Origin of the sequence: Burkholderia sp. AU38729 (assembly GCF_020419725.1) — a bacterium.
Classification (GTDB): domain Bacteria; phylum Pseudomonadota; class Gammaproteobacteria; order Burkholderiales; family Burkholderiaceae; genus Burkholderia.
On sequence record NZ_JAIZQO010000001.1, the window covers coordinates 847,682 to 873,383 of the forward strand.

Consider the following 25,702-nt stretch of genomic DNA (forward strand, 5'->3'; position numbering starts at 1 on the left):
ACGCTCCATCGGTTGTCGAACGTGAACGGGAAGGGGGACGTGCATCACATCAGGTGCCACGGGCCGCTGTCGGCATTGTCGATCTGCGGCAGCGCGCGCGAGCCCGGCAATTCGTAGTGCCACCACTCGCTGTCGATGTGCACGAAGCCGGCCGCGTGCATCACGCCGAGCAGCAGCAGGCGGTTATGCTGCACGGCTGTCGGCAGCCCCGCGTGGAAGTGGCCCGACTCGGCGACCATCTCGTCGAAGCCGGTGCCCATGTCGAGCGGCGCGCCGTCCGCGCCGACGAGCGTCAGGTCGAGCGCGGTGCCGCGGCTGTGATTCGAGCCGCGGCCGAGATCGGCGATGAAGTTCGGATCGGGCAGGAAGTCCCACAGCACCTGCTGCGCCTGCGGCGGCCGGTACGCGTCGTAGAGGCGCAGCGTGAAGCCGGCTTGCGCCGCGATGGTCACCGCGCGGCGCAGCGCGGCTTCGGCCGGCGCCAGCAGCAGGCAGTGCGCGCGGCGGTAGATCGGCTTGCCCGTCAGGTTGCGGTCGGTCGCGTAGACGAGATCGATGTCGACGCGATGCGTGGCGGACGTGATTTCAACGAGACGGGGAGCGTTCATCGGCGGTTCGGCAGGCACTCGCATTCAGGATTCGAATTGATCGAACGTGCGCTGCAGTTCGCGGTTGCGCGCGACGCGCCGGTCGATCGCGGGGCCGAGGCGGTCGACCACGGCCGTGATCAGCAGGTTGAACAGGCAGGTGAGCGGCGCGAGCGAATCCCTGAACTGGCCGACGTCGGTCTTCACCTGCAGCAGGTCGGCCGGCCAGTCGCGCGCCCACGGGCACGAGAGATCGGTGACCAGCGCGAACGGCTGCCCGCGCTCGGCGGCCGCCTGGCAATAGCGGCGCGCGCTGCGCGAATACGCGCGTGTATCGGTGACGATGCAGTACGGCCGCTCGAATTCGGAGTTCAGCGAATCGACGTACGAGCCCGACTGGCCGTCCGAATAGAACACGCGCGGGCGCAGGTATTCGAGGTAGCTGCTGAACGCATTGCTGATCCCGCGCGTCGACTGGATGCCGAGGATGAACACGGCGTCCGCCTGCGCGATCCGGTCGGCCACCTGCGCGAACACCGCGCCTTCGGCGAGCCGGTACACGTGGCGGATCGCATCGAGCTCGCGCTCGAGCGACGACGCGAGCGGACCCTCGCGGCCGTTGCCGTCGGGTTCGGCCGGTTGCGTGCCGGCGACGCGGCGGTATTCGTCGAGCCGGTCGGTGATCATCCACGGGCGGTCGCCGCCGCCGCGCAGTTCGCGCTTCAGGTCGTCGAGGTTGCGGTAGCCGACGCTGCGCAGGAAGCGCCCGACCGAGATCCCGCTGGTACCGGCCTGCTGCGCGATCTGGTCGGCCGTCTCGAGCCCGAGCCGGTCGAGGTTCGCGAGCATGTAGCTCGCGATGCGCTTGGCGGTCGGCGTCAGCTCGGCATAGCGGGATTCGACGGTACGGGCAAACGCGCAGGTCATCGGCTGTTAGATCGTTGTCGTCGGGTCATCGAATGTCATCCATCTAACAAAGCCAAAATCATCCGCGCCAGCGGATAAAAACTATGGTGTGAGGATAGGTGATAGGGGCGAAGGGGACGTGAGCAGGGCGGTGGATTATTCCTGACAGGCATATTTTGCGTTTATGCCTGACAGGAATATTTGAGCAGCCACCGACGGTTGAATTTCCACCCTTACTTGATCCGACCGGTTCGCCTGCGTCCCACATCCCTCAATCATTACAAAACTAAAGAGAATCAGATTAACTCATCAATTCAGGTTAATAATTCATTTAATTTTTAGATGAATATGGATTTAACTTGCGTCACGGGATGTTCGATTTTCGATAATCCGAAAAACGGCATGTGTTCCGTAAATGAAAATTCGCTCAATCGCAGGCATGAAGAGGAAATCATGACGAATCTTTCTCGACGCAAGATGCTGGCTGGAACGGCCGGCGCCATTGCAGCGGCGGGTATCGCCGTATCGGCCAAGGCTGCTTCGTTCGGTAATCCGGACCGCCCGCCGGAAGGCGCGGTGAATGCGCGCAACCGCCAGAGCCTGACCGACCCGGGGCCCCAAAACCCGGCAATCGCCAATCAATTCCCGTCCTTTCAGGATCCGCCGGCCACCGATATCAATGGGATGCCGTTATTCTGGGCGTCATTCAATAACGCCCATAAACGCATTCAAAATGGCGGATGGGCGCGTGAAGTCACGCAGGACGATTTTGCGATTTCCGAAACCATTTCCGGCGTCAACATGCGCCTCACACGCGGCGGCATTCGCGAGATGCACTGGCACCAGCAGGCCGAGTGGGCCATCATGCTCGACGGCCGCTGCCGGATCACGGTACTCGACGAACTCGGCAGGCCATCGGTGCAGGACGTGAAAACCGGCGATCTCTGGTATTTCCCGCCCGGCCTGCCGCATTCGCTGCAGGGCCTCGGCACCGACGGCGCCGAATTCCTGCTCGCGTTCGATAACGGCCGCGCGTCCGAATTCAACACGCTGCTGCTGACCGACTGGATCGCGCACACGCCGCCCGACGTGCTTGCGCTCAACTTCGGCGTGCCGGCCGACGCGTTCAAGAACATTCCGCTCGACAACCTGTGGATCTTCCAGGGCGACGAACCGGGCCCGCTCGCACAAGCGCAGCGCGCATCGGCGTCGTCGGCCGGGGCGCCGCCGCATCCGTTCATCTTCTCGCTCGGCGACATGAAGCCGGTCAGGAAGACCCGCGGCGGCGAAGTGCGGATCGCGGACAGCACGAACTTCAACGTGTCGACCACGGTCGCGGCGGCGCTCGTCACCGTGCATCCGGGCGGCATGCGCGAGCTGCACTGGCACCCGAACGCGGACGAATGGCAGTACTACCTGCAGGGCGACGCACGGATGACCGTGTTCGACACCGGGCCGAAGGCGCAGACGGCCGACTTCCGCGCGGGCGACGTCGGCTACGTGAAGAAGAGCCTGGGGCACTACGTGCAGAACACCGGCAGCACCGATCTGGTGTTCCTCGAGATCTTCAAGACCGACCGCTATGCGGAAGTGTCGCTGTCCGACTGGCTCGCGCATACGCCGCCGCAGCTCGTCGAAGCGCACCTGAACGTCGCGCCGGACGTGATCGCGCAGTTTCCGCGCAACCGTCCCGACGTCGTGCCGCTGTAAAGCCGCCGCCTCGGCCGGCAGGCGGCATGCCGGCCACGGCGCCCGAACTTCAGGAATCCTTCCTCATTCGAACGGAACCTCACCATGATTCCCGTCACGAGCAAACGTGCCGGCGGCTTCGCGCTGCCCGACCTGTCCACCGCGCACCCCGACGGCGCGGCGCGCGCCGCGCTGGAAGGGCGCCGCACCGGCGTCGCCGCGCTGCTGCCGTTCGTCGGCCCGGCCGTGATCGCGTCGATCGGCTACATGGATCCCGGCAACTTCGCGACCAACATCCAGGCCGGCGCCGCATACGGCTACCGGCTGCTGTGGGTCGTGCTGGCCGCGAACGCGATCGCGATGCTGTTCCAGGCGATGTCCGCGAAGCTGGGCATCGTGACCGGCCGCAATCTCGCCGAGTTGTGCCGGGACCGTTTTCCCGCGCCGGTCGTGTGGGGCATGTGGATCGCGTCCGAGATCGCCGCGATGGCGACCGACCTCGCCGAATTCCTCGGCGGCGCGCTCGCATTCGGGTTGCTGTTCCACCTGTCGCTGTTCGCGGGAATGATCGCGACGGCGCTTGCGACCGGCGCGATCCTCGCGCTCGAAAAGCGCGGCTTCCGGCCGCTGGAAGCCGCGATCGCGGCGCTGGTCGGCGTGATCGGCGCGTGCTATCTCGGCGAGCTGCTGATCGCGCCGCAGGACTGGCGTGCGGCCGCGTTCCACCTGGTCGTCCCGCAGATTCCGGATCACGCGGCGCTGACGATCGCGGTGGGGATCATCGGCGCGACGATCATGCCGCACACGCTGTATCTGCATTCGGGTCTCACCCAGGATCGCACCGCGCCGCGCGACGACACGGAGCGGCGGCGGCTCGTGCGCTTCTCGAACCGCGAGGTCGTCGTCGCGCTCGGGCTGGCCGGGTTCGTGAATCTCGCGATGGTGATGATGGCATCGTCGGCGTTTCACGCGAGCGCGCCGGGCATGACCGACATCGGCGACGCGTATCACACGCTGATCCCGGTGCTCGGGCCGGCGGCCGGCGCGCTGTTTCTCGTCGCGCTGCTGACGTCGGGCGTATCGAGTTCGGTGGTCGGCACGATGGCCGGGCAGGTCGTGATGCAGGGTTTCATCCATCGCCGCGTGCCGGTCTGGGTGCGGCGCGCGGTGACGGTCGTGCCCGCGTTCGCGGTGGTCGCGCTCGGCTGCGACGTCACGCGCGCGATGGTCGCGAGCCAGGTCGTGCTGAGTTTCGTGCTGCCGCTGCCGATGATCGCGCTGCTGTTGCTGTCGGCGCGCGCGGACGTGATGGGCGCCTACGCGATGCGGCTGCCGCTACGGATCGTCGCCGGCGCGACGACGGTCGTGATCGTCGGGTTGAATGCGTACCTGGTGTGGGCGGCCTTCAATTGAACGGCCGCGGGCCGGCGGCCTACTGCTGCATGTCCGGCGCCTCGCGAAGCCGCCAGATCACGTTGCACTGCTGGCCGCCGAGGCTCGTCGAGCGCAGCGTGATGACGGTGCCGGCCACGATCCGATACGAGAAATGCGCCATCAGCTCGGTGCCCTTGCGCTGGGGCTGCCCGTCGACCAGCACCTCGCACAGCAGCGGCGACGGCGAGCCGGATGGATGCGTGACGTAGACGTTCAACCGCGCGATGTCGCGGGTCGCGGTGAGCACGATTTCGTGGTTTCCGCTGCCGATCAGCATCGTGCCGCCGGGTTCGTCGATCGCCTGCAGGTAGGCGCCGGTGCTTTCCTCGATCGCCGCGGCCGTGACGGCCAGCCCGGCCGAGCGGACGTAGCCGGTCGCCGCGATGCGCGCGGCAACCGTGCCGGATTGCGCCGGCGTGCCGTCCGACAGCGCGAACGGCATGCCGTCGCGCAGCGCGGCGTCGGTGTGGTTCGCGTAGTAGCGCCACCGGTCCAGGAAGCGGATATCGCCGGTCATGTGCAGCGCGCGGATCGGCTCGCCGTGATACCGGAGCGTCGTCGTGCCGGTGCTCGCATCGAACGCTTCGTGAATGCCGTACTTGCTGACGAAGTTCTGGACCGGATCGAGCAGCGCGGTTTCACCCTGTGCGCTCCACAGGTGCAGGAAGGTCGTATCGATTCCGAAGCATTCCTGGAAATCGGTGCCGATGCGGGCGATGCAGTCGCGCAGGTGGCTGGCGTAGCGTGTCCAGGCATCGGCGGTCCCGGCCACGAGCCCGGCCTGCAAGGCGCCGCCGTGGCGCGCGGAGACTTCGTCGACGACGAGACGCCAGTGATGGTCGCGCCGCTCGCCGATCAGCGGCGTGACGACGAACGTGCAGAACAGCGGGTCGGGGCACGCGTGGATCCGGTCGTCGCCGATCTGCGAGAACAGGTCGAACCCCGGCGCGCAGAACCAGATGTCGGCGTCGTACAGCGCGAGCTTGCGAATCTGCGGGTGGCGCGCGCAATACTCGGCGGCCTCGATGAAGCGGCCGACCGGCAGCGCATACGCGCCCGATGCCTCGATCACGTCGACCGACTGGCTCGCCAGGATCTGCCGCTTGCGTTCGGTGAGGCCGTAGCCGATCACGGCGATCCGGCCGTCGTAGCCGGTGTGCCGCAGCGACAGCAGGAACGGCACGAGCATTTCGTACCAGGCGCGATTGTTGTCGTTGATCGCCACGCAGACCGCGTGCTCGCTCGAATGCATGTTCTTTCCCCGGTGGGCGTGCCCGGCTCAGTAGCCGACGTGGCGCTCGCAGACGACCGCGCCGCAGCCGCGGCTGTCGTGATACGTAATATGAAACTGCTTGTTGTCCCACAGCCACTGGAACACGGCTTGATATACGCCGGCCGTGGTCATGTCGTGCAGCACGATCTTCTTGCGCGCCAGCGGGCCGAAGCGGTTCAGTTCGGCGAGCGTCTGCTCGTACGTATGCGTGGTGTCGATGAACAGCAGGTCGGATGCCAGCGGTTCCATCGCCAGATCGTCGGCGATCCTGAATTCGAAGTCGACCGACAGGTCTTTCGCGGCCTGCTCCAGTTCGTGCCGGATGCGGAAGTGCTCGTCGGAGATGTCGACCGACACGAGGCGCTTCGGTTGCGCGAGCATGAAGGCCGTCGTGGTCAACCCGGTGAACACGCCGAGCTCGAGGATGGTGTCGCACCCGATCGCCGTTTCCGTATAGAAGTCGAAGCGGGAAGGGCTGTCGCCGAGCCAGCCGATCGGTTCGATCTGGTACTGCAGGAATTCCAGTCTCAGTTGTTGTAGCGTGCGCATCCTGTTTTCCTTCGCGAACCGGATTCGGTGGTGGGTGCCATCGCCGGGATCGGCTGGCCCCGGCAGTGCCGGCCATTGTAGATCGCCGGCCGCCCCACGCCCTAGCGCCGGCGCGGCGGTGGCGGCGATTACCCGCGCACCGGCAGGGCCGGCCGCGCGGGCAGCCCCGATTACTTCGCGAGCGTGCGGTATGACACGAGGTCGTTGATCGGCCCGATTTCCGGCCCGGTCGCGCCGGGGCGCGTCGCGACCTGCACGACCTTCTCGAACATGATGATGAACGGCGAGTTCGCGAGCACGGCCTTCTGCAGCGCTTCGTAACGCTGCGCGCGCTTCGCCGGCGACGGCTCGACGAGCGCGGCCTCGGTGTCCTTCGTCAGTTGCGGAATGTCCCAGCTGTTGCGCCACGCGAGCATCTTGGTCGGCGACTGGTCGGAGTTGTCCGGATTCCACGCGAAGCCGCGCGCATTGCTGTTCGGGTCCATGTAGTCGGGCGACCACTCGCCGACGAAGATGTCGTGCTGGCGCGCGCGATACTTGCCGATCGCCTGCTTCGCATCGCCCGGAATCAGCTTCACGCGGATGCCGCCCTGCGCGAAGTTCGCCTGCAACGCCTGCGCGATCTCGAGGTACGGATAGTCGTTCGGCATGTCCATCGTCACGTCGAAGCCGTTCGGCAAGCCGGCCTTGGCGAGCAGCGCCTTCGCCTTCGCGACGTCCTGCTTGTTCGGCCGCGCGTTCGACGCACCGAGGAAACCTTCGGGCAGGAAGGTTTCATGCACCTTGTAGGTCGTGCTGACGATATTGCGCTGGATGCCGTCGTAGTCGACGAGCCATTTCATCGCCTGCTGCACCTCGGGTTTCGCGAGGTTCGGGTTCTTCGTGTTCAGGCTCAGGTACAGCAGCGCGGACACCGGCCACGACGTGACCTTGATCTTGCCGGCCTTCGTCAGCGCGGCGAGGCTGTCGGGGCTCAGGTTGCGCGCGGCGTCGGCGTCGCCGTTCTCCAGCAGCAGCCGTTGCGCGGATGCCTCGGGCACGTGGCGCAGCACGACGCGCTTCATCGGGTACGGGGTGCGGTATTTCTCGAAACGCTGCAGCACGATGGTCTCGTTGGGCGTCCACTTGACGAGCTGGTACGGGCCCGAGCCCGCGTCGTTGGTCCGCAGCCAGGCGCTGCCGAAATCGTTGCCTTGCTGATGCGACAGCAGCAGCTTCTTGTCGAAGACCGACGCCGGGCACGCGCTCAGCACGTTGAGCACGAAGCTCGGTGCGTACTTGCGATCGGTTTCGAGCACGACGGTCTGCGGATCGACCACGCGCACCTTCTGCATCACGTTCGCCTTCGTGAGGCCGAGATCGGCGAGCACGCCGGCCGGCCCCTTGTCGAGCAGGATGGTACGCTGCAGCGACCACGCGACGTCGTCGGCGGTCACCGGGTTGCCGGAGTGGAACGTGAGGCCGGGGCGCAGCTTGAACGTGTAGGTCACGCCGTCGGCGCCGACCGTCCACGATTGCGCGATCTGCCCGTCGAAGCGCGTCGGGTCCTTCAGGTCGACCCGCACCAGGCGTTCGTAGGTGTTCGCGACGTATTCGGACGGCACCAGCTCGTAGATCCCGCTCGGGTCGAGGGTCGTGAATTCGCCGAGCTGCGTGGCGACGACGAAGATGCCGGGCGGCGTGGCCGCCTGCGCCGGGAGTGCCGGAACAAGCGCGACGAGCGCGGCGCTGACGAACAGGCGGGACAGCAGGTGCTTCATGCGGGCTCCGTTGAAAGGGAATCGTGGGTGCGATTCTCTCATCGACGGCTGCCCGGATGAAAATATTCGGCGTGCGCGCCGGCGGGGTGGCGCGCAGCCGCGAGCCAGGCGGGCGCCCGGCGTCGGCGGGTTCGAATCAGATCGCGCAGCGCGCGATCGCGAAGCGCATCGCTTCCTCGGCCGGCTCGTTGCCCGAGCCGCGCACGACCTTGATGACCGAACCGTTGCCCGACGGCGTCAGCGTGACGAAGTAGGAGTTCGAGCCGATGGCGATGTCGGTCACGCCGTTGTGCTGCGATTGCTCGGTGCCCGACAGGCGGCTGTCGAGGCAGTTGGCGACCGCGTAGGCCGGACGTTGCGACGACACGTAGATCATCGGCGCTGCACCGGAGGCGGAGGCGGAGCCCGGGTCGGACGAGGGCGCGGAACCGCAGGCGGCGAGCAGGGCGGCGGGAAGGAGCAGCAGGAATCGTTTCATGATGGGTCGTCGTGGGTCTCGTATCGAGGCTGGGGCGCGGGGTAGGCGAAACGCGAAGCTTCGCGACGAAACCGCCCGGAATCGGGCCGTTTTTGACGGACGACGATGCGACAGGCGGCTGACGACGGAGTATACCCGCAGCGTTTGAAGCCGTCGGCGCGTTGAAACGATTCGATACACAACAAGCACCCGCTACCGCATCGCGGCAGCGGGCGTTTCAGGTGATGGCGAATGGGCACTTGCCGGTGTTGTCGATCTTATTGGCCGATCTGGTGGCTGACCGCATTTTCCTGCTGGTTCAGCACGTGCTTTTCGCTCTTCGTGATGTGGCTGTGATCCTGCGCAGCCATGTCCCGCTCTTCCCGGCGGATCTTGCGGTCGTCACGGCGCAGGCGCGCGGCCTCGGCGTGCGACATTTCGCCTTCCTTCACTTCGTGATGGATCCGGCGATTCTGGTTGGCGAGGCGCTGGTTGACCGCTTCGCGGCGCGGATGCGCCTGTTGCCACGGCGTATCGGCGAACGCGGTACCGGTCAGCACCGACATCAGGGTCGCGGCAATCGCGAGATGGCGGGTCAGGGCTCGCATGGCGTTTTCTCCTGTCGTTGCGCTCCGGATCGTGGGCGCTTGTCCAAAAAACGCGGAGCGGGCACCGGCTGTTGACGTTTCCGCCTGTATCGATTGCAAGTCTTTATTACGTCGGCGTGTGACGGCGCGGGCCCCGGCGTGCGTGGCGCAGGGCCCGGCCGTCGCGCACGCGGATCAATGCGCGCCGGCCGCCGCCGCATCGGCATCGCCGCCGCCGGAACGCTTCGGCTTCGTGATCCAGATGAGCGGAATGATCGCGATGAAGATGATCGCCGACACGTAGAAGATGTCGTTCAATCCCATCACGGCCGCCTGCGAATCGACCGACGCGTTGAAGAACGCGAGTGCCGAATCGGGGCCGAGGTGCAGCAGCGAGCGCGTCGTGTCGACCTGCTGCGTGAAGACCGGATTGGTGACGCTCGCCTGTTCGGTGAGCCGCACGTGATGCAGGATCGTGCGGTCGTTCCATGCGTTGCTGATCAGCGACGTGCCCACCGCGCCGCAGAACGTGCGGCCGAAATTCGACAGGCCGGCGGCGGCCGGGATCTTCTCCGGCGGCAGCCCGGACAGGATGATCGACGTCAGCGGCACGAAGAACATCGCCATCGGGATGCCCTGCAGCAGCGTCGGCAGCACGAGATCCCAGCGCGACACGTCGGTGTAGAAGGTCGTGCGCATCATGAACACGACCGCGAAGCCGACGAACGCGAGCGTCGCGATGTAGCGCGGATCGGTGCGCGGCAGCAGGCGTCCCATGACCGGGGTGAGCAGGATCGCGAACACGCCGAGCGGCGCGGTGGCGAGCCCGGAATCGACCGCGCGGTAGCCGAGATAGCCCTGCATCCACTGCGGCAGCAGCACCAGCGTGCCGAAGAACATCCCGTACGCGACCGAGATCGCGATCGTGCCGCCCGCGAAATTGCGCTGCGTGAACAGCCGCAGGTCGACGATCGGGTTCGCCTCGTGAAGCTCCCACACGAGGAAGAACGCGAAGCCGATCAGCGCGACGATGCCGAGCGCGACCACGACGGGCGAGTTGAACCAGTCGAGATCCTTGCCCTTGTCGAGCATGATCTGCAGCGACGCGACCCACAGCACGAGCAGCAACAGGCCGATCGTATCGATCGGCATGCGTTTCGTGGCCGATTCGCGGTCGCGGAACACGATCCACGTGACGGCGGCCGCGAAGAAGCCGACCGGGATGTTGATGTAGAAGATCCACGACCAGTTGTAGTCGTACGTGATCCAGCCGCCGAGCGACGGCCCCGCGATCGGGCCGACGAGCGCCGTCATCGACCACAGCGCCAGCGCGCTCGACGATTTCTGCCGCGGCCACGCGCCGAGCAGCAGCGCCTGCGACAGCGGCGCGAGCGGCCCGGCGACCGCGCCCTGCAGGATCCGCGCGGCGAGCAGCGTCGGCAGGTTCGGCGCGATCCCGCACAGCCACGACGCGAACACGAACAGCAGGATCGACGTGACGAACAGGCGCACCTGGCCGAAGCGCTGCGTGAGCCAGCCGGTCAACGGAATCGACACCGCGTTCGCGGCCGCGAAGATCGTGATCACCCACGTGCCTTCGTCGACCGACACGCCGAGGTCGCCCGAGATCGTCGGAATGGCGACGTTCGCGATCGACGAGTCGAGCACGTTCATGAACATCGCAAGCGATACCGCGATCGTGCCGATCGCGAGACGGCCGCCCGATAGCGGGGCTGGAGTGGACGGAGAGGACATGGGTTTCCTGCGTAAGGGACGTAAGGGGCGGAACGGATGCGACCCGTTGCGGCGGGCACGCGCGGCCCCGCGCGCGGAGGCGACGCACGGACGGCGCGGCTGCTGAACGGAAGGAAGCACGGCGCGCGCGACGCGGCCCGGTAGAGGGGGCCGACGCGTGCGACGTGCTGCTCGATCGAATGCACGAAGCCGTGGCGGGCTTCGGGGGCGGAATGCTGCGGTCAGGAAGGCGGGACGCGCGTGACGCGCCTGCGGGCAGCGGTCAGGCGGCTGCCGTCGCGTGTGGAATGGTTTTGCATCGCGACAGGCTAACGATGTGGCGAGCCGCCATCAACACGTGCCGGCTCATTAATCGATTTCGCTTGCTGCAACAATCGCTGGGCGAACCGTGCCGGTTACGGGGCGGTGCGCCAATCGTCGAACACTTCCGCGAGGAATTCGACGAATGCGCGCACCTTGCTGTCGAGCGTCGCGCGCCGCGGATACAGCACGTGCAGCTCAACGTCGTCGGTCCGGTGCCAGTCGGGCAGCACGACTTCGAGTTCGTTCCGCTCGAGCCGGCGGGCCGTGTAGTGGGTCGAGACCAGCGCGATGCCGCCGCCGCTCGCGGCCTGGCGCAGCACCGTCACCGATTCGTTGGTGATCAGCACCGGCCGCACCGGCACGTCGGCCACGTCGCCCGCCGCATTGGTGAGTCGCAGCGTCAGGCCGGGCGCGTCGCGGCCGACGAGCAGCAGGTCGTGCTGCGCGAGATCCTGCGGCGTGGCGGGCCGGCCGACGCGGTCGAGATACGCGGGGCTCGCGGCGAGTTTCGCCTGCGACCAGCCGAGCGAGCGCGCGATGTAGCTGGAGTCGGTCAGCACGCCCGCGCGCAGCGCCACGTCGAAGCCGTGCTCGACCAGATCGAGCGGGTTGTTGTCGTAGATCAGCACGAGCTGGACCAGCGGATAGCGCCGCCGAAACTCGGCGAGCGCCGGCTCCAGCTCGAACAGGCCGATCGAATAGGGCACCAGCACGCGCAGCATGCCCTCCGGCGCCGTGCGCAGCGCGCGGGCCTGGCGGTCGGCGTCGAGCAGGATGTCCTCGGCGCGCAGGCAGCGCTCGTAGTAGTCGCGTCCGGCTTCGGTGACGGACACACGGCGCGTGGTGCGGTACAGCAGCTGGACGCCGAGATCGTCCTCGAGTTGCTTGACCTTGCGGCTCACGCGGCTGAGCGGCATGTCGAGGTGCGTGGCGGCGGCGGTGAAGTTGCCGCGCTCGACCACGCGCAGGAATATCCGGATGCTTTCGAAGTCCATACGAGGTGCTTCAGTGTTCGACCTGCGCGCATCTTACCTTTGCCGGCCGAATTGCTTCGCGCGGTGGCGATTATCCTGCCCGGTGCAATAACGCATCCTGTCCGCGCTGCTTAGTGGCGGCGGCGTGCCCCCGTATGCTCGCCGCATGAAATTCGTCTTGCCCCCTCTACCGCCGCTCGCTGCCGTGCGCACCGCGCTGCGCGACGCCCGGCCCACGCTGCCGCCCGGCGCCCTCGGCTTCGCGTTGCGCAACACGGCCGCGTCGCTCCTCGCGCTCTACCTCGCGTTCCGGATGAATCTCGACGACCCGAAATGGGCCGCGTCGACGGTGTGGATCGTCGCGCAGGGCAGCCGCGGGATGGGCTTGTCGAAGAGCCAGTACCGGATCCTCGGCACCGCGATCGGCGCGGCCGTCGCGCTCGTGCTGACCGGCGCCTTCGCGCAGACGCCCGAGCTGTTCCTGCCGGCGCTCGCCGCGTGGATCGGCCTGTGCGCGGGCGTCGCGACCTTCCTGCGCAATTTCCGCGCGTATGCGGCGGTGCTCGCGGGCTATACGGCGGCGATCATCGCGATGGACGCCGTCGCCGCGCCGCTGCACGCCTTCGACATCGCGACCGCGCGCTTTCTGTACGTGGTGGTCGGCATTCTCTGCGGCGCGGCGTTCGAGACGGTGTTCGCGCCCGGTTCGCCGCTGGCCGACGTCCGCACGCGGCTCGCGCGCTATCTCGACCGCGCGGTGGCCGTCGGTGCGGGCGCGCTGCGCCGCGAGCCGAACGGCGCCGCCGTGCACCGGCTGTTCGCGGACGCGCTCGAACTCGACACGGCGGCCGAATATGCGGCCGCCGGCGATCCGCCGGTGCGCAACGCGATCGGCCATCTACGCGCGGCGGTGCTGGGCGTGCTGTCCGCGCAAGCCGCCGGGCAGGCGCTGCACGAGCACGCGGCGCGCAGCGGCGGCACGCCGGACCCGCTGGTCGCCGATGCCGCGCAGGTGCTCGATGGCGTGGCGGCGTCGGGCGAAGCGGGGCCTGCGCTGACCGCATTGCGTGCGCGCGTGGACGACGCGGTGCGTGCCGAGGCCGCGGAGCCGGCCGGCTCGGATCCGTCGCGCCTGCTCACGCTCGACCGGCTGGCGGCGCTGCTTGCCGGGTTCGACGCCGCCTTTGCGGGCAAGGCGCAGCTGGATCGACCGAATCCGCCGGCGTCGCGCGTGCGCTATGCGTTCCACCACGATCCGGTGCTCGCATGGCACAACGGCATTCGCGCGTTCGTCGCCGTGCTGGTCGCCTCGGCGCTCTGGATCGTCACCGCGTGGCCGTCGGGCGCCGGGTTCGTCGCGATCACGGGCGTGGTCTGCGCGCTGTTCTCGACGCGCCCGAACTCGGTCGGCGCCACCGTCGGCTTCCTGAAAGGGGCGGCCTGCGCGGCGGTCGCGGGTGCCCTTTGCAATTTCGTGCTGCTGCCGGCGGTGTCGGGCTTCGAGATGCTCGCGTATATCCTCGGCGTGTTCATGATCGGCACGGGCATCGCGATGCGCAATCCGCGCACGGCCGGCATCGGCAGCGGCTTCTCGATCTTCTTCTGGAATTTCACGTCGCCGGACAATACGGCGCGCATCGGCGATGCCGCCTTTCTCAATTCGGCGCTCGCCACGCTGCTCGGCATCGCGTTCGGGGCGCTGGTGTTCGCGCTCGTGTTTCCCGGCGATCCCGGCACGAGCCGGCGGCGCCTGCATCGCGCGGTGCGCGACGATCTGGTGCGCATCGCACGCAATCCACGCGCGTGGCGGGCGAGTGCGTGGCTGAGCCGCACGGCCGACCGTCTCGGGCGCGAACTCGGTTTCGCGGGCCGTCTGTCGCCCACGCTCATCGAGCGCGACCTGCGCGATTTGCTCGCGACCTGGACGATCGGCGACAGCCTGCTGGCGCTGGCGGAATTGGCGGCACGCGAGCCGGCGGCGCGCCGTGCGGTCGCGGTCGTGCGGGGGCGGGTCGGGCAGGCGGATTTCGCGCGGCTTGCGCGCACCAGCAACGCGGCAGCGCGCGTGCTGCTGCGGCGCGTGACCGAAGTCGACAGCGACGACGGCCGCGCACTGCTGCGCGGTGCGGTGCTGCTGAGAACGATCGCGGAGACGGCAGCCGCGCACGATGGCTTCCTGCGAGGCCGCCAGGATTGACGGAGCGCTCGACGCGCGGCGCGGCTGTCGTGGCCGGCGTGCTTCGCCCGCCAGTGCACCGATCGGGCCGATTCGGCCCGCCCCGAAGAGCCGGAATTTTCCAGCTAAGACTGGGACGGAAATTGGGCCAGCCTCAAAATCGTGCCAATTCAGTACACGATTGGCGAAGGCGGGGGGCGGGAAAAATGCCACGTATTCCCCTAATGCGAAGCGCCATGAAACCACGGATGATCCAATCACGTGGTCAGACGGATAACACTCGCGTCTTTTTTCGCCGGCGAGGGGTTTGATGCAATAGGCGGCAGCGGGGGCATGTCATGGATTCTCTGGAAAAAGGGGTTGCGGTGAGTCCCATTGGGCAGAGGGCTCACACCGTTGAACATGTCGGGTCCGACAACCAGAAACAGACGTACTACGCGGCGACGTCCATGTGGTTGAAGCTGGAGCAGCTTCAGATCGTGCAACAGCTCGTCGAGCCGCTGGACATGGGCAAGCAGCCGACACTTTCCACCTCGCTACACGGCGTGGCGAGTATCGAGGGGCAGGAGTTGTCGATCTTGGGCGACACGCAAGGTTCGACGCGCACGCTTCAGGTGACTTTTGAGGCGCGCGACGTCACCACGGCCGACCGGCTGGGTCTGCGTGCGTTGGAAGACGAGCTGGGTACCTCGTTGTCCGACGTCGCGCTCGGCAGTGCCCGGCTAGGCTTCAATCGTGCCGACGACGAAGTCGACGAGCCCGATCAATGGTGGCTCGCCTGCCATATTCCCGACGCCTGCCTGCAGGTGCTCGCGAAGGCAAGCTCGGATGGCCAGCTTGGCGCGGTAGAGTTGGGATTGACCATGCGGCATTTGTATTTGGCCGAACGCCCGACCGCTGCCGTCGTACGGCAGTCTCGACTTTTTCTCAAACCCAACGACAGCGACGACACGATCGAGTGGCCGACTATTGCCACGGGCTATGTCACCGGCCTTCGGATCGACTTTGCGACAACATCATTACGTGGCACCGAGCAGGGCGTAGACCAGAAAGACAATGGTGCGACGAAACTCGTCGCGGATTCCATGGTCACGCTGGGCCTCAAGCTTGCCAACCTCAATGTAACGGTGAAATGGCTCGGCGCCCTCATCGTCGTATTGCTCTTCCTCGAATTTCTCGAGCGGCTCTGATCCAGTGACCGAAGGCACACCGACACCTTGCAGGCATGGAGAGGGAAAGGTGCCTCCGTCAATTCGGCGGCGTGGGCTTTAGCGCAGCTTTTTCTCTATAGTCTTGTCAGGCCTGACGCAGGTACTGCTGCATCATTGAGGTGACGGGTGCAGGTGCTGCGGTGGGTTGCATGCTCATGCTCATGTGACCAGGAAAAGTTGCTTTGGCTACCCGAGGTTACCAGTGGCCTGCACGGGATCGGTTGAAGTTCGCCATCCGGCCAGTTGTCGGCGATGGTGCCCGGCAGCTATCGGCCGAGACTGTGTAAAAACGCATGCGGAACACCTTGAACGAGAAAACGCCTCCTTCAGTTCACGCGGCCTCGACCCAAATCTGTTCCGCAGGATGGTGCTCTTGAATTACGGCAATTGCGCACGCCATTTCGTGGGCGTCTCCCGCGCGAGCATGGCCCGTAAAATTCGTGATGCGTGCTCCTGTAGAGCGAAGCACCGCAATTTCTTCTTCAGTTAGGATGCCCGCGTCCACCCATAATTGGTGGTCAGTGTTATCGCGCCATAAACTCTCGAATGCGGCAACCCCGATCTTCGAGCATGCAAAAAACACCATCTCCGTCTCCATTGTTTCGCGACTAACCAAGTGTTGAGCGCATATATTGCCCCGAACCCAGATCCATCACCTAGACTGAAGCATCCTGTTAGCATGAAAGGCGGATTTGAATGGTCGTTTGAAGGGCGTGGAAAGAACTGACGAAGGAAATCTACAAGTCTGCGTTAGGCAGGCTTTGCCGTTTCCGTCCCCCGAAGCGCTACGCACTAAGTAAGACTCCGTTGGGATGGATACTTTTCCCATCCTGCGTCTCTTATGTTGAGCAGCCCAGCGATAGAAGCGCGAATTTCAGTCACCCGTGATTCCTGCTGGTCGCGGGCAGACGCGAGTGATAGTTGCTGTAGGCGCATGTACGTTGTTTGCACCTCGATCGTTTCCCAGGATTTTTCGCTTCCGAGTTCCAACGTTATGCCTTGGATCGTCCAACGAGACCGGATCCACGTTACCGCATGGATGTCCACCTGTTCTTTTTGTAGCAGTCTCCCGATAATCCGTCTCTCGATTTGCATCGATCGTGGGTCGCCTGTGAATACGCAGACTTCTTTCGACAAGAGGTAGAGCAAACTCATCGTTCCACACAATCCGACGGCGGCAATGGTTCCCGCGGCATCAATAAGATGGCCTTTTCGGAGCGCCATGGTCACCATGATTCCCCCGGACAACATCACAATCAAAAAGAACGTTCCGCCTGATGTGCGCGGAACCGATAGCATTTTTCTCTTGTTGTTGGTCTCGCTCATGGTGCTCGCCCCCTTGGCGTGATGCGCCTCGTTTAGCGTCTTACCACGGCGATATTAATACTCCACCACCAGTGCCTTTATCAACTCTTTCAGGGCAGGCGGGGCGATTCGCACTGAGATCACAGGGTCGTGGCAAACGCTCCCGACCGGAAGTGCCGGGTACGCTTCGGCGTCGATAATTGCCGATTCCGAGAAGGTTGGCGTTGGTTGCGGCGTAGGTTTATGCGCTGACCCTTGTCAAACAAGGCGCAGGTACTGCTGCATCATCCGCGTGCGCTATGCAGGACTTCGCCGTGGGGCAGCCGATGCGGAAGCCGTCACGGGCGCCACTGTCGAGTTGAGTCGGCCGGATCAACTGAGCCGATAGGCCTTGCCCGGCGTCACCTCCGCCGGCAGCGGCTCGCGGTTCAGTTCGAGCAGCGTGCGCTCGATCTGCCGCGTCATCGCATCGAGTGCGAGATGGTTCGGCCCGTCGCCGAACGGCTCGGCGATCGCATGCGCGATCGCGTCGAGCGCGATCAGCGTATAGGCGACGAATACGCTGACGAACGGCGTCGCCGCGCCGATCGAATCGACGAGACCGAACGGCAGCAGCACGCAGTACGCGTAGATGGTCCGGTGCAGCAGCACGTCGTATGAAAACGGGATCGGCGTGGACGCAATCCGTTCGCAGCCGCTCACCATCGCGACGAGATCGTCGAGGCGCGCGTCGAGCATCCACAGTCGCGTGTCGGAGAGATGGCCCGCATCGGCGCGTGCGGCGAACGCTTCGCGCAGTGCGTGCACGATGACGACCGGGCGAAAGCGCGCAGCGGCAACGCGCGCGTAAGCGGCGCCGTCGAGCAGCCCGCGCAGGTCCGCGGCCGGATCGGTGTCGCGCAGTTGATGCTTGAGCGCATAGACGAACGCGACGACCGTCCGCACGAACGCGCGCCGCGATGCGTCGTCACGGTCGATCGCACCGTAGCAGAGCGCCTGCGACACCAGCGTGCGCGTGGCGGTCAGCACGCCGCCCCACAGCTGTCGGCCCTCGCGGTAGCGTTCGTAGCTCGCGTTGTTGCGGAACCCCGCGAAGATCGCGAGCGTGAGGCCGATCAGCGTGAACGGCGTCGGGTTCAGCGGTACCTTCTCGCCAAGCACGCGGCCGCCGCCCCAGACCGCGACGAGGCTGATCGCGAGCGTCAGCACGAGCTGCGGCAGGATGGTCGGCAGCACCGAGCCGTTCCAGACGAGCAGCATCCGCAGCCAGTGCTCGCGCGGACGAACGATCATCGCGGCGCTCCGTCAGGCGGCGATCGACGCCGGCGCGGCCGCGCGATGCAGCAGCACCGGAATCGACTTCGACGTCGGCGTGTTGCACACGTCGCCGACGCTGTCGAGCGGCACGAGCGGGTTCGTTTCCGGGTAGTACGCGCCGATGCAGCCGCGCGGGATGTCGTACTCGACGAGCAGGAAGCCGTCCGCGCGCCGCTCGATGCCGTCGTGCCACACGGTTTCCATGTCGACCCAGTCGCCAGCCTTCAGGCCGAGCATCGCGAGGTCGTCACAGTTGGCGAACACCACGCGGCGCTGGCCGAACACGCCGCGATAGCGGTCGTCGAGCCCGTAGACGGTCGTGTTGTACTGGTCGTGCGAGCGCGTCGTCATCAACGTCATCAGGCGCTCGCCGTGCAGCGCGCGGGCACGCTGGATCGGCGTGTCGGCCGGCAGCGCGTGCGCGATGAAGTTCGCCTTGCCCGTCGGCGTGAGCCATTCGCGGTCGCGCGACGCGACGCGCAGGTGGAAGCCGCCCGGCCGCGCGATGCGCGTGTTGTAGTCGTAGAAGCCGTCGAGCGTCGCCTCGATCGCGTCGCGGATCTTCGCGTAGTCGTCCTTGTAGGCAAGCCAGTCGATCTTGCCGCTGCCGAACAGCGCATGACCCATGTGCGCGACGATCGCGGGCTCCGACATCAGGTTCGGCGACGCCGGCTTGTTCATCCCGTACGACACGTGGACCATGCTCATCGAATCCTCGACCGTCACGCCTTGCGCGACGTTGTCCTGCAGGTCGATCTCGGTGCGGCCGAGCGTCGGCAGGATCAGCGCGTCTCGGCCGTGGATCAGGTGGCTGCGGTTCAGCTTCGTCGTGATGTGCACGGAGAGGTCGCAGCGGCGCATGCCTTCCCACGTGCGCGGCGTGTCGGGCGTCGCCATCGCGAAGTTGCCGCCGAGGCCGATCAACACCTTCACGTGGCCCTCGAGCATCCCTTCGATCGTCTCGACGACATCGAGGCCGTGATGGCGCGGCGGTTCGAAGTCGAACACCTGGCCGAGCCGGTCGAGGAATGCCTGCGACGGCTTTTCCTCGATGCCGACCGTGCGGTTGCCCTGCACGTTCGAGTGGCCGCGCACCGGGCACAGGCCCGCGCCCGGGCGGCCGATGTTGCCGCGCATCAGCATCAGGTTCGTCAGCATCTGCACGGTCGCGACCGAATGCTTGTGCTGCGTGATGCCCATGCCCCACGTCGCGATCACGCGCTCGCTGCGCGCATAGAGCCGCGCGAGGCTGTCGATCTGTTCGTACGGCACGCCGCTTTCGGCCGTCAGCGCCGACCAGCTTTCGTTGCGCAGATCGTCGGCGAATGCGTCGAAGCCGGCCGTGTGCTCGCCGATGAACGCGGTGTCGAGCACGCGCGGCGCACCGGCGGCGCGCGCGGCGTCGTCGAGTTCGAGCACGCGCTTCGCCATCCCCTTGATCAGCGCGAAATCGCCGCCGATCGTCGGCTGGATGAACGTCGATGCGATCCTGGTGCCCGACATCGTCAGCATTTCGATCGGGCTTTGCGGATCGGCGAAGCGTTCGAGGCCGCGCTCCTTCAGCGGGTTGATCGACACGATCGTCGCGCCGCGCTTCGCGCACTCGCGCAGCTCGCCCATCATCCGCGGGTGGTTGGTGGCCGGGTTCTGGCCGAAGATCAGCAGCGTGTCCGCATGCTCGAAATCGTCGAGCGTGACCGTGCCCTTGCCGACGCCGACCGACGCCGGCAGCCCGCGGCTCGTCGCCTCGTGGCACATGTTCGAGCAGTCGGGGAAGTTGTTCGTGCCGTACAGGCGCACGAGCAGCTGGTACAGGAACGCCGCTTCGTTGCTCGCGCGGCCGGACGTGTAGAACGCGGCCTGGTTCGGGTCGGGCAGCGCCCGCAGGTGGCGCGCGATCAGCGCGAACGCGTCGTCCCATGCGATCGGCACGTAGCGGTCCGTCTGCGCGTCGTACACCATCGGGTCGGTGAGCCGGCCGTGCTGCTCGAGTTCGAAATCCGACTGTTCGAGCAGCTCGGTGACCGTGTGCGCGGCGAAGAATTCGGGCGTCACGCGCTTGCTCGTCGCTTCCGCGGCCACGGCCTTCACGCCGTTTTCGCAGAATTCGAACGTCGAGGCGTGCTGGCGGTCGGGCCACGCGCAGCCCGGGCAGTCGAAGCCGTCGGGCTGGTTCTGGCGCAGCAGCGTACGGTAATTGCCGCCCGCGACCTTTTCCTTGATCAGGTTGATCGTGACGGCTTTCAGCGCGCCCCAGCCGGCGGCCGGGTGGGTGTACGGTTCGATGCGCGCGGTGGCGGATTTCTTTTTCATGATGCAGCGGGTGTCGGGGTCGATGGGTGCAGAGTACGCGCGGCCCCCGTCCGGCTGTGTGTACACCTGTTCACTCCAAAAAAGAGTACAGTTTCGGCCATTCAGACAGTGCGGATCGCAACTGTATTGTTGAAGGGAAGTTGAAAGGGAGGCGCGTGAAGCGTTACGAACAACTGGCCGACGATCTCCAGGCGCAGATCGAGCGTGGCGTGTACCGGCCCGGCGAGCGGATTCCGTCGGTGCGGCAGGCGAGCCGGCAGCAGCAACTCAGCGTCACGACCGTGCTGCGCGCGTACCTCGTGCTGGAAAGCCGCGGCCTGATCGAGAGCCGGCCGCAATCGGGTTATTTCGTCCGTGCGCGCGCGTCGGCGCCGGCCGAGGCCGAGCTGCACATGTCGGCGCCGGCCGCCGAGCCGTCGGCCGTGGACGTGAGCCGGCTCGTGCTGTCGACGCTGCGCTCGATCTCGCGCGACGATGCGGTGCCGCTCGGTTCGCCGTATCCCGATGCGTCGCAGTTTCCGGTGCAGCGTCTTGCGCGCTATGCACAGACGATCGGCCGCCGCCGCACGCGCTGGGGCGTGATCGACGATCTGCCGCCCGGCAACCAGGAGCTGATCCGCCAGATCGTGCGGCGCTACGCGGAGCGCGGGATCGTGGTCGAACCCGGCGAGATCGTGGTGACGATCGGCGCGACCGAGGCGATCAACCTGTGCCTGCAGGCCGTCGCGAAGCCGGGCGACACGATCGCCGTGGAGTCGCCGACGTTCTACGCGATGCTGCACGCGATCGAGCGGATGGGCATGCGCGCGCTGGAAGTCGCGACGCACCCGGTCGACGGCATCGATCTCGACGCGCTCGAACGGGTCCTGGAACGCGAGCGCATCGCCGCGTGCATGGTGATGCCGAACTTCCAGAATCCGCTCGGTTTCCAGATGCCCGACTCGCGCAAGCGCGCGCTCGTCGAACTGCTGGCGAAGCACCGCGTGCCGGCGATCGAAAGCGACGTCTATCACGAGCTGCACTTCGGCGACACGACGCCGAGCGCGCTGAAGTCGTTCGACCGCGACGGGCTCGTGCTGCATTGCGCGTCGTTCACGAAGAGCCTGTCGCCGCGCTACCGGATCGGCTGGGCGATGCCGGGCCGCTACCGCGATCAGGTCGAGAAGCTGAAATTCCTGAACACGCTGGCCACGCCCGCGATCGAGCAGCTCGCGATTGCCGAGTACCTGAAATACGACGGCTACGATTTCCATCTGCGGCGCATGCGCAAGCAGTACGCGCAGCAGGCGAGCCTGATGAGCGCGATGGTGCGGCGTTTCTTCCCGGAAGGCACGCGGCTGTCACAGCCGCAGGGCGGGTACGTGCTGTGGGTCGAGCTGCCGCGGCAGGTCGATGCGATGAAGCTGTATGCGGCCGCGCTCGCGCAAGGGATCACGGTCGGCCCCGGGCACATGTTCTCGGCGAGCACCGATTACCGGCATTTCATCCGGCTCAACTACAGCTATCCGTGGTCGCGGCAGATCGAGGATGCGCTGAAGGTACTCGGGCGGCTCGCGTCGGAGTGCGCGGCGCGCTGAGTACCGGGGGCCGCGCGGCAAGCGGCGGCCGACGATCGGCCGCCACCGCATGCATCACCCCGCGTGCGGCGCCTGCAGCCCGGCTTGCGCGGCGCTGACCATCTGCCGCATGTCGAAGCCCGACGGGTGCTGGTACACGCGCAGCCCGAACTCCGGCAGCACCGCGATCAGGTGATCGAACAGGTCGGACTGGATGGCCTCGTAGTCGACCCACGTCGTCGTGTCGGTGAAGCAGTACAGTTCGAGCGGAATGCCTTCGGCCGTGAGCGGCAGTTGCCGCGCCATGCAGGTCATGTCGCGGCGGATGCGCGGATGGCCCTTCAGGTAGTTCGCGACATACGCGCGGAACGTGCCGAGGTTCGTCAGCTGGCGGCGGTTCGCCGGGCAGTCGCCGGCCGCGCCGAGCGTGCCGTTCCATTGCTCGATCGCGTCGACCTTGTCCTCGAGATAGTCCTTCAGCAGCGTCAGGCGTTCGAGCCGTTCGATCTCGTCGTGGGAGAGAAAGCGCACGCTCGTCGCGTCGACGAACAGCGCGCGCTTGATGCGGCGCCCACCCGCTTCGGTCATCCCGCGCCAGTTCTGGTAGCTCTCGGTGATCAGCTTCCACGTCGGTACGGTGATGATCGTGTGATCGAAGTTCGCGACCTTGACGGTGTTCAGCGTGATGTCGATCACGGTGCCGTCCGCGCCGGCCGACGGCATCGTGATCCAGTCGCCGATCCGCAGCATGTCGTTCGACGACAGCTGCACGCCCGCGACGAGGCCGAGCAGCGTGTCCTTGAAGATCAGCATCAGCACCGCGGACATCGCGCCGATGCCCGACAGCAGCAGGCCGATCTGCTTGCCGGTCGCGTCGCCGATCACGACCAGCGCGGCCGTGATGAACATCACGAGCTTGACGAGCTGCATCGCGCCTTTCAGCGACAGGTGCGGCTGGCCGCGCTGATCGCGCTGGTACGTGCGATGCGTGTGTTCGAGCGCCGACAGCGTCGCGCTGACGGTCATCGTCACGAGGAACACGATCAGCGCGAACAGCACCTTGTCGGCGACCTCCGCGGCCGTCTCGGGGATGCCGGGCACCGCGCCGAGCCCGAACTTGATCACGACGAACGGGACGATGCGGTTCAGCCACTTGAATGCGCCGAACTCGAACAGCGCGTCGTCGACGCGCGTGGCGGACAGCCGGGCGAGCCGCGCGACCACGCGGAACAGCAGGAAATGGACGACGGCGGTGATCGCACCGGCGGCGGCGAGCAGGATGAGGGTGCCGACGAGCGGCGCAAACCAGGATTCGTTCAGGGTCATAGGGGCAAACAGGGGCCTTCTCGTGCGTTGAATCGGCGCCGCGGCGCGGCGCGCGCCCGGTGAAGGGCACATGAAAGGGACCGTGATTGTGCCATCGGGTTCCGGGTGCGTTACCGCGAGTGCATGGTGCGCGGCTCCCGAACCTCCTCACCATTGCATAGGCTTCCTCTGCAATCGGGTGAGGGCGGGTGGTGAAAGCGCATCACCGCGAGCCGCCGCGCGCGCGTGGCCGGATGCGTTGCGCACTGGCCGGGGATCGGCTGCGGCCCGCTCCAGCGGGCCTTCGCGCTTCGATGCGCGTGAACGGCGATCCATGCAATCATGCGGGCGTCGCCCGTGCCGGCGCGTGTGACGCTCGCCTTCGCGTGCGGCTCATCGCCGACGGTGAGCGACACGTGCCACCTTTGCGCACTTGCCATGTGACGCCTGCCCGGGGCACGATGCACGAACGACTTCGCGAACCCCGCCACCCCGTATTCACGCATTCCACGCATGCAATATTCCAACGAAAGCCGCCCGCCAGGCGTGCGGCTGCTGAAAGGCATCCTCCCGATCCGCCGTGGCGGGGCCATCCGCGACGTGTTCGCGGGCATGTCGCTCGCGTCGATGGATATCCCGCAGGTGCTCGGCTATGCGCGCATCGCCGGCATGCCGGCCGTCACGGGCCTCTACACGGTGTTCCTGCCGCTCGTCGCGTTCGCGTGCTTCGGCGCGTCGCGGCATCTGGTGGTGGCCGCCGATTCCGCGACCGCGACGATCTTCGCGAGCCGGCTGTCGTCGATGGCGCCGGCCGGCAGCGCCGAGTATGCGGCGCTGGCCGGCATGGTCAGCGCTGCTGACCGCCGCGATGCTGCTGCTCGCACGCCTCTTCAAACTCGGCTTTCTCGCCGATTTCCTGTCGCGCACGGTGCTGGTCGGCTTTCTCGCCGGCGTCGGCGTGCAGGTGTCGATCGCGATGCTCGGCGACATGCTCGGGTTGGCCGTGCCGTACCCGGCGTCGCGCAGCCTGGCACAGCTCGACTACGTCGTCACGCATCTCGTCCACACGAACCGGCCGACGTTCGCGCTCGCGGTGCTCGTCGTCGTCGCGATTCTCGCGTGCAAGCGGTTCCTGCCGCGCGTGCCGATGCCGATGATCGTGGTCGTGGGCAGCATCGCCGCGAGCTACGCGTTCGGGTTCGCCGCGCGCGGCATCGCGGTGCTCGGGCCGGTCGCCGGCGGGCTGCCGCCGTTGCGCTGGCCGTCCGTCACGTGGCAGCAGTGCCTCGATCTCGTGCCGGTCGCGGCTTCCTGCTTCGTGATGATCATCGCGCAGAGTGCGGCCGCCGCACGCGTATTCGCGCAGCAGTACGACGAGGAGGTCGACACCAACGCCGACATCCTCGGCCTCGCGGCCGCGAATGCGGCGGCGGCGGTGGGCGGCGCGTTCGTCGTCAACGGCAGCCCGACGCAGACGGCGATGGCCGACGGCGCGGGCGTGCGCAGCCAGATCGGGCACCTCGCATTCGCGGCCGTGGTGGCGGTGGTCCTGCTGTTCTTCAGCACCACTCTGCAGTACCTGCCGCATGCGGTGCTGGCCGGCATCGTGTTCACGATCGCGCTCGGGCTGATCAACGTGCGCAGTCTCGCCGCGATCCGCAAGGAAAGCCCCGGCGAGTTCACGCTCGCGCTGGTGACGGCACTGGCCGTCGTGACGGTCGGCGTCGAGCACGGCATCCTGCTGGCCGTCGCGCTGTCGCTGATGCGACACGTGCGCCACAGCTACCAGCCGCACACGATGGTGCTCGAACCGGTCGACGGCAACGGGCGGTGGCAGCCGGTGCCCACGCGGCCAGGCGCGATGACGGCGCCCGGGCTGATCGTCTACCGGTTCGGCTCCGACCTGTTCTTCGCGAACGATCATCTGTTCACCGCCGAAGTGACCGAGCTCGTCGAGGCGGCGCCGGCGCCGACGCGCTGGTTCGTCGTCGATGCGGGCGCGATCACCGATATCGACTACTCGGCCGCGCGGACGCTGACCGATCTCATCAAGATGCTGCAGGCCCGCGGGGTCGGCGTTCTGTTCGGGCGCGTCAACCGTTACCTGCGCGCGGACATGGATCGTCACCGGATCACGGAGATCGTCGGCGCGTCGTGCATCTTCCCGACACTGCACCAGGCACTGGAGGCTGCAGGCACGACGCCGGCGCCGCAGGAGCCGGGCACCGTGTAGCGGGAGCGGGCG

Annotated in this window: 19 protein-coding genes and 1 pseudogene; 6 read left to right on the plus strand and 14 right to left on the minus strand. The window is 66.6% G+C overall.

What is annotated here, in order from left to right; all coding sequences use genetic code 11:
• Window positions 1-44 precede the first annotated feature (44 nt).
• Together ddpX and sapR are read right to left on the minus strand one after the other, a co-directional pair.
• Entirely contained in the window at window positions 45-608 is a 564-nt protein-coding gene (gene ddpX, locus LGM56_RS03740; protein ID WP_226202899.1) for a D-alanyl-D-alanine dipeptidase, read from the minus strand.
• A gap of 24 nt (window positions 609-632) precedes the next feature.
• A complete protein-coding gene (gene sapR / locus LGM56_RS03745; protein WP_226202900.1) occupies window positions 633-1,514 on the minus strand; it encodes a sap1 transcriptional regulator SapR in 882 nt (293 codons plus the stop codon).
• A 432-nt stretch (window positions 1,515-1,946) separates the two neighbouring features.
• On the opposite strand from sapR, the gene LGM56_RS03750 reads away from it, so the two are divergent.
• Window positions 1,947-3,203, plus strand: coding sequence for an oxalate decarboxylase family bicupin (locus LGM56_RS03750; RefSeq protein WP_089496718.1), 1,257 nt, complete (start codon window positions 1,947-1,949; stop codon window positions 3,201-3,203).
• Between the two features lie 84 nt (window positions 3,204-3,287).
• Window positions 3,288-4,595 carry an Nramp family divalent metal transporter gene (locus tag LGM56_RS03755; RefSeq protein WP_226202902.1) on the plus strand — a complete coding sequence of 436 codons (1,308 nt, stop codon included), beginning with the start codon at window positions 3,288-3,290 and terminating at the stop codon, window positions 4,593-4,595.
• A gap of 19 nt (window positions 4,596-4,614) precedes the next feature.
• Here LGM56_RS03755 and LGM56_RS03760 read toward each other — a convergent pair whose 3' ends face one another.
• The 7 genes from LGM56_RS03760 to LGM56_RS03790 all read right to left on the minus strand — a co-directional run bounded on the left by LGM56_RS03760 (window position 4,615) and on the right by LGM56_RS03790 (window position 12,295).
• Window positions 4,615-5,868, minus strand: a complete 1,254-nt coding sequence (locus LGM56_RS03760) for a hypothetical protein (RefSeq protein ID WP_226202904.1) — start codon at window positions 5,866-5,868, stop codon at window positions 4,615-4,617.
• 27 nt (window positions 5,869-5,895) lie between these two features.
• A complete protein-coding gene (locus LGM56_RS03765; protein WP_089496721.1) occupies window positions 5,896-6,438 on the minus strand; it encodes a class I SAM-dependent methyltransferase in 543 nt (180 codons plus the stop codon).
• A 170-nt stretch (window positions 6,439-6,608) separates the two neighbouring features.
• A complete protein-coding gene (locus tag LGM56_RS03770) occupies window positions 6,609-8,198 on the minus strand; it encodes an ABC transporter substrate-binding protein (protein WP_226202906.1) in 1,590 nt (529 codons plus the stop codon).
• Between the two features lie 136 nt (window positions 8,199-8,334).
• Complete coding sequence (locus LGM56_RS03775) at window positions 8,335-8,676, minus strand: sugar ABC transporter ATPase (RefSeq protein ID WP_089496723.1); 342 nt, start codon at window positions 8,674-8,676, stop codon at window positions 8,335-8,337.
• A 257-nt stretch (window positions 8,677-8,933) separates the two neighbouring features.
• Window positions 8,934-9,263 (minus strand): hypothetical protein, encoded by a 330-nt coding sequence (locus tag LGM56_RS03780; protein ID WP_089496724.1) that lies wholly within the window; start codon window positions 9,261-9,263, stop codon window positions 8,934-8,936.
• A 174-nt stretch (window positions 9,264-9,437) separates the two neighbouring features.
• A complete protein-coding gene (locus tag LGM56_RS03785) occupies window positions 9,438-10,997 on the minus strand; it encodes a DHA2 family efflux MFS transporter permease subunit (protein ID WP_226202908.1) in 1,560 nt (519 codons plus the stop codon).
• Window positions 10,998-11,392: 395 nt separating this feature from the next.
• On the minus strand, window positions 11,393-12,295 hold the full coding sequence (locus LGM56_RS03790) for a LysR family transcriptional regulator (RefSeq protein ID WP_226202910.1): 903 nt from the start codon (window positions 12,293-12,295) through the stop codon (window positions 11,393-11,395).
• Window positions 12,296-12,440: 145 nt separating this feature from the next.
• On the opposite strand from LGM56_RS03790, the gene LGM56_RS03795 reads away from it, so the two are divergent.
• Window positions 12,441-14,471: an FUSC family protein gene (locus LGM56_RS03795; RefSeq protein ID WP_089496726.1), complete on the plus strand. Its 2,031-nt coding sequence runs from the start codon at window positions 12,441-12,443 to the stop codon at window positions 14,469-14,471.
• A 317-nt stretch (window positions 14,472-14,788) separates the two neighbouring features.
• Window positions 14,789-15,640, plus strand: a complete 852-nt coding sequence (locus LGM56_RS03800) for a hypothetical protein (protein WP_144023097.1) — start codon at window positions 14,789-14,791, stop codon at window positions 15,638-15,640.
• A 352-nt stretch (window positions 15,641-15,992) separates the two neighbouring features.
• Here LGM56_RS03800 and LGM56_RS03805 read toward each other — a convergent pair whose 3' ends face one another.
• From LGM56_RS03805 to LGM56_RS03820, 4 genes are all read right to left on the minus strand, one after another.
• Complete coding sequence (locus tag LGM56_RS03805; RefSeq protein WP_226202912.1) at window positions 15,993-16,247, minus strand: hypothetical protein; 255 nt, start codon at window positions 16,245-16,247, stop codon at window positions 15,993-15,995.
• 206 nt (window positions 16,248-16,453) lie between these two features.
• Entirely contained in the window at window positions 16,454-16,987 is a 534-nt protein-coding gene (locus tag LGM56_RS03810) for a hypothetical protein (RefSeq protein WP_226202914.1), read from the minus strand.
• 351 nt (window positions 16,988-17,338) lie between these two features.
• Window positions 17,339-18,259 (minus strand): bestrophin family protein, encoded by a 921-nt coding sequence (locus LGM56_RS03815; protein ID WP_226202916.1) that lies wholly within the window; start codon window positions 18,257-18,259, stop codon window positions 17,339-17,341.
• A gap of 12 nt (window positions 18,260-18,271) precedes the next feature.
• Window positions 18,272-20,596: an FdhF/YdeP family oxidoreductase gene (locus LGM56_RS03820; RefSeq protein ID WP_226202917.1), complete on the minus strand. Its 2,325-nt coding sequence runs from the start codon at window positions 20,594-20,596 to the stop codon at window positions 18,272-18,274.
• A 155-nt stretch (window positions 20,597-20,751) separates the two neighbouring features.
• Here LGM56_RS03820 and LGM56_RS03825 point away from each other — a divergent pair, with 155 nt between their 5' ends.
• Window positions 20,752-22,173: a PLP-dependent aminotransferase family protein gene (locus LGM56_RS03825; RefSeq protein WP_226202919.1), complete on the plus strand. Its 1,422-nt coding sequence runs from the start codon at window positions 20,752-20,754 to the stop codon at window positions 22,171-22,173.
• Between the two features lie 54 nt (window positions 22,174-22,227).
• Here LGM56_RS03825 and LGM56_RS03830 read toward each other — a convergent pair whose 3' ends face one another.
• Window positions 22,228-23,478, minus strand: coding sequence for a mechanosensitive ion channel family protein (locus tag LGM56_RS03830; protein WP_175237610.1), 1,251 nt, complete (start codon window positions 23,476-23,478; stop codon window positions 22,228-22,230).
• 492 nt (window positions 23,479-23,970) lie between these two features.
• Here LGM56_RS03830 and LGM56_RS03835 point away from each other — a divergent pair.
• Window positions 23,971-25,690 (plus strand): annotated as a pseudogene (locus LGM56_RS03835) (SulP family inorganic anion transporter).
• The last annotated feature ends 12 nt before the right edge of the window (window positions 25,691-25,702 follow it).

Bases quoted from the DNA above. Each gene is read 5' to 3' on its own strand.
- LGM56_RS03800 (WP_144023097.1), top strand. From the start codon at position 14,789: ATGGATTCTCTGGAAAAAGGGGTTGCGGTGAGTCCCATTGGGCAGAGG.
- sapR (WP_226202900.1), bottom strand. From the start codon at position 1,514: ATGACCTGCGCGTTTGCCCGTACCGTCGAATCCCGCTATGCCGAGCTG.
- LGM56_RS03750 (WP_089496718.1), top strand. From the start codon at position 1,947: ATGACGAATCTTTCTCGACGCAAGATGCTGGCTGGAACGGCCGGCGCC.
- LGM56_RS03785 (WP_226202908.1), bottom strand. From the start codon at position 10,997: ATGTCCTCTCCGTCCACTCCAGCCCCGCTATCGGGCGGCCGTCTCGCG.
- LGM56_RS03770 (WP_226202906.1), bottom strand. From the start codon at position 8,198: ATGAAGCACCTGCTGTCCCGCCTGTTCGTCAGCGCCGCGCTCGTCGCG.
- LGM56_RS03760 (WP_226202904.1), bottom strand. From the start codon at position 5,868: ATGCATTCGAGCGAGCACGCGGTCTGCGTGGCGATCAACGACAACAAT.
- LGM56_RS03820 (WP_226202917.1), bottom strand. From the start codon at position 20,596: ATGAAAAAGAAATCCGCCACCGCGCGCATCGAACCGTACACCCACCCG.
- ddpX (WP_226202899.1), bottom strand. From the start codon at position 608: ATGAACGCTCCCCGTCTCGTTGAAATCACGTCCGCCACGCATCGCGTC.
- LGM56_RS03805 (WP_226202912.1), bottom strand. From the start codon at position 16,247: ATGGTGTTTTTTGCATGCTCGAAGATCGGGGTTGCCGCATTCGAGAGT.
- LGM56_RS03795 (WP_089496726.1), top strand. From the start codon at position 12,441: ATGAAATTCGTCTTGCCCCCTCTACCGCCGCTCGCTGCCGTGCGCACC.
- LGM56_RS03790 (WP_226202910.1), bottom strand. From the start codon at position 12,295: ATGGACTTCGAAAGCATCCGGATATTCCTGCGCGTGGTCGAGCGCGGC.
- LGM56_RS03775 (WP_089496723.1), bottom strand. From the start codon at position 8,676: ATGAAACGATTCCTGCTGCTCCTTCCCGCCGCCCTGCTCGCCGCCTGC.
- LGM56_RS03765 (WP_089496721.1), bottom strand. From the start codon at position 6,438: ATGCGCACGCTACAACAACTGAGACTGGAATTCCTGCAGTACCAGATC.
- LGM56_RS03815 (WP_226202916.1), bottom strand. From the start codon at position 18,259: ATGATCGTTCGTCCGCGCGAGCACTGGCTGCGGATGCTGCTCGTCTGG.
- LGM56_RS03830 (WP_175237610.1), bottom strand. From the start codon at position 23,478: ATGACCCTGAACGAATCCTGGTTTGCGCCGCTCGTCGGCACCCTCATC.
- LGM56_RS03755 (WP_226202902.1), top strand. From the start codon at position 3,288: ATGATTCCCGTCACGAGCAAACGTGCCGGCGGCTTCGCGCTGCCCGAC.
- LGM56_RS03810 (WP_226202914.1), bottom strand. From the start codon at position 16,987: ATGAGCGAGACCAACAACAAGAGAAAAATGCTATCGGTTCCGCGCACA.
- LGM56_RS03780 (WP_089496724.1), bottom strand. From the start codon at position 9,263: ATGCGAGCCCTGACCCGCCATCTCGCGATTGCCGCGACCCTGATGTCG.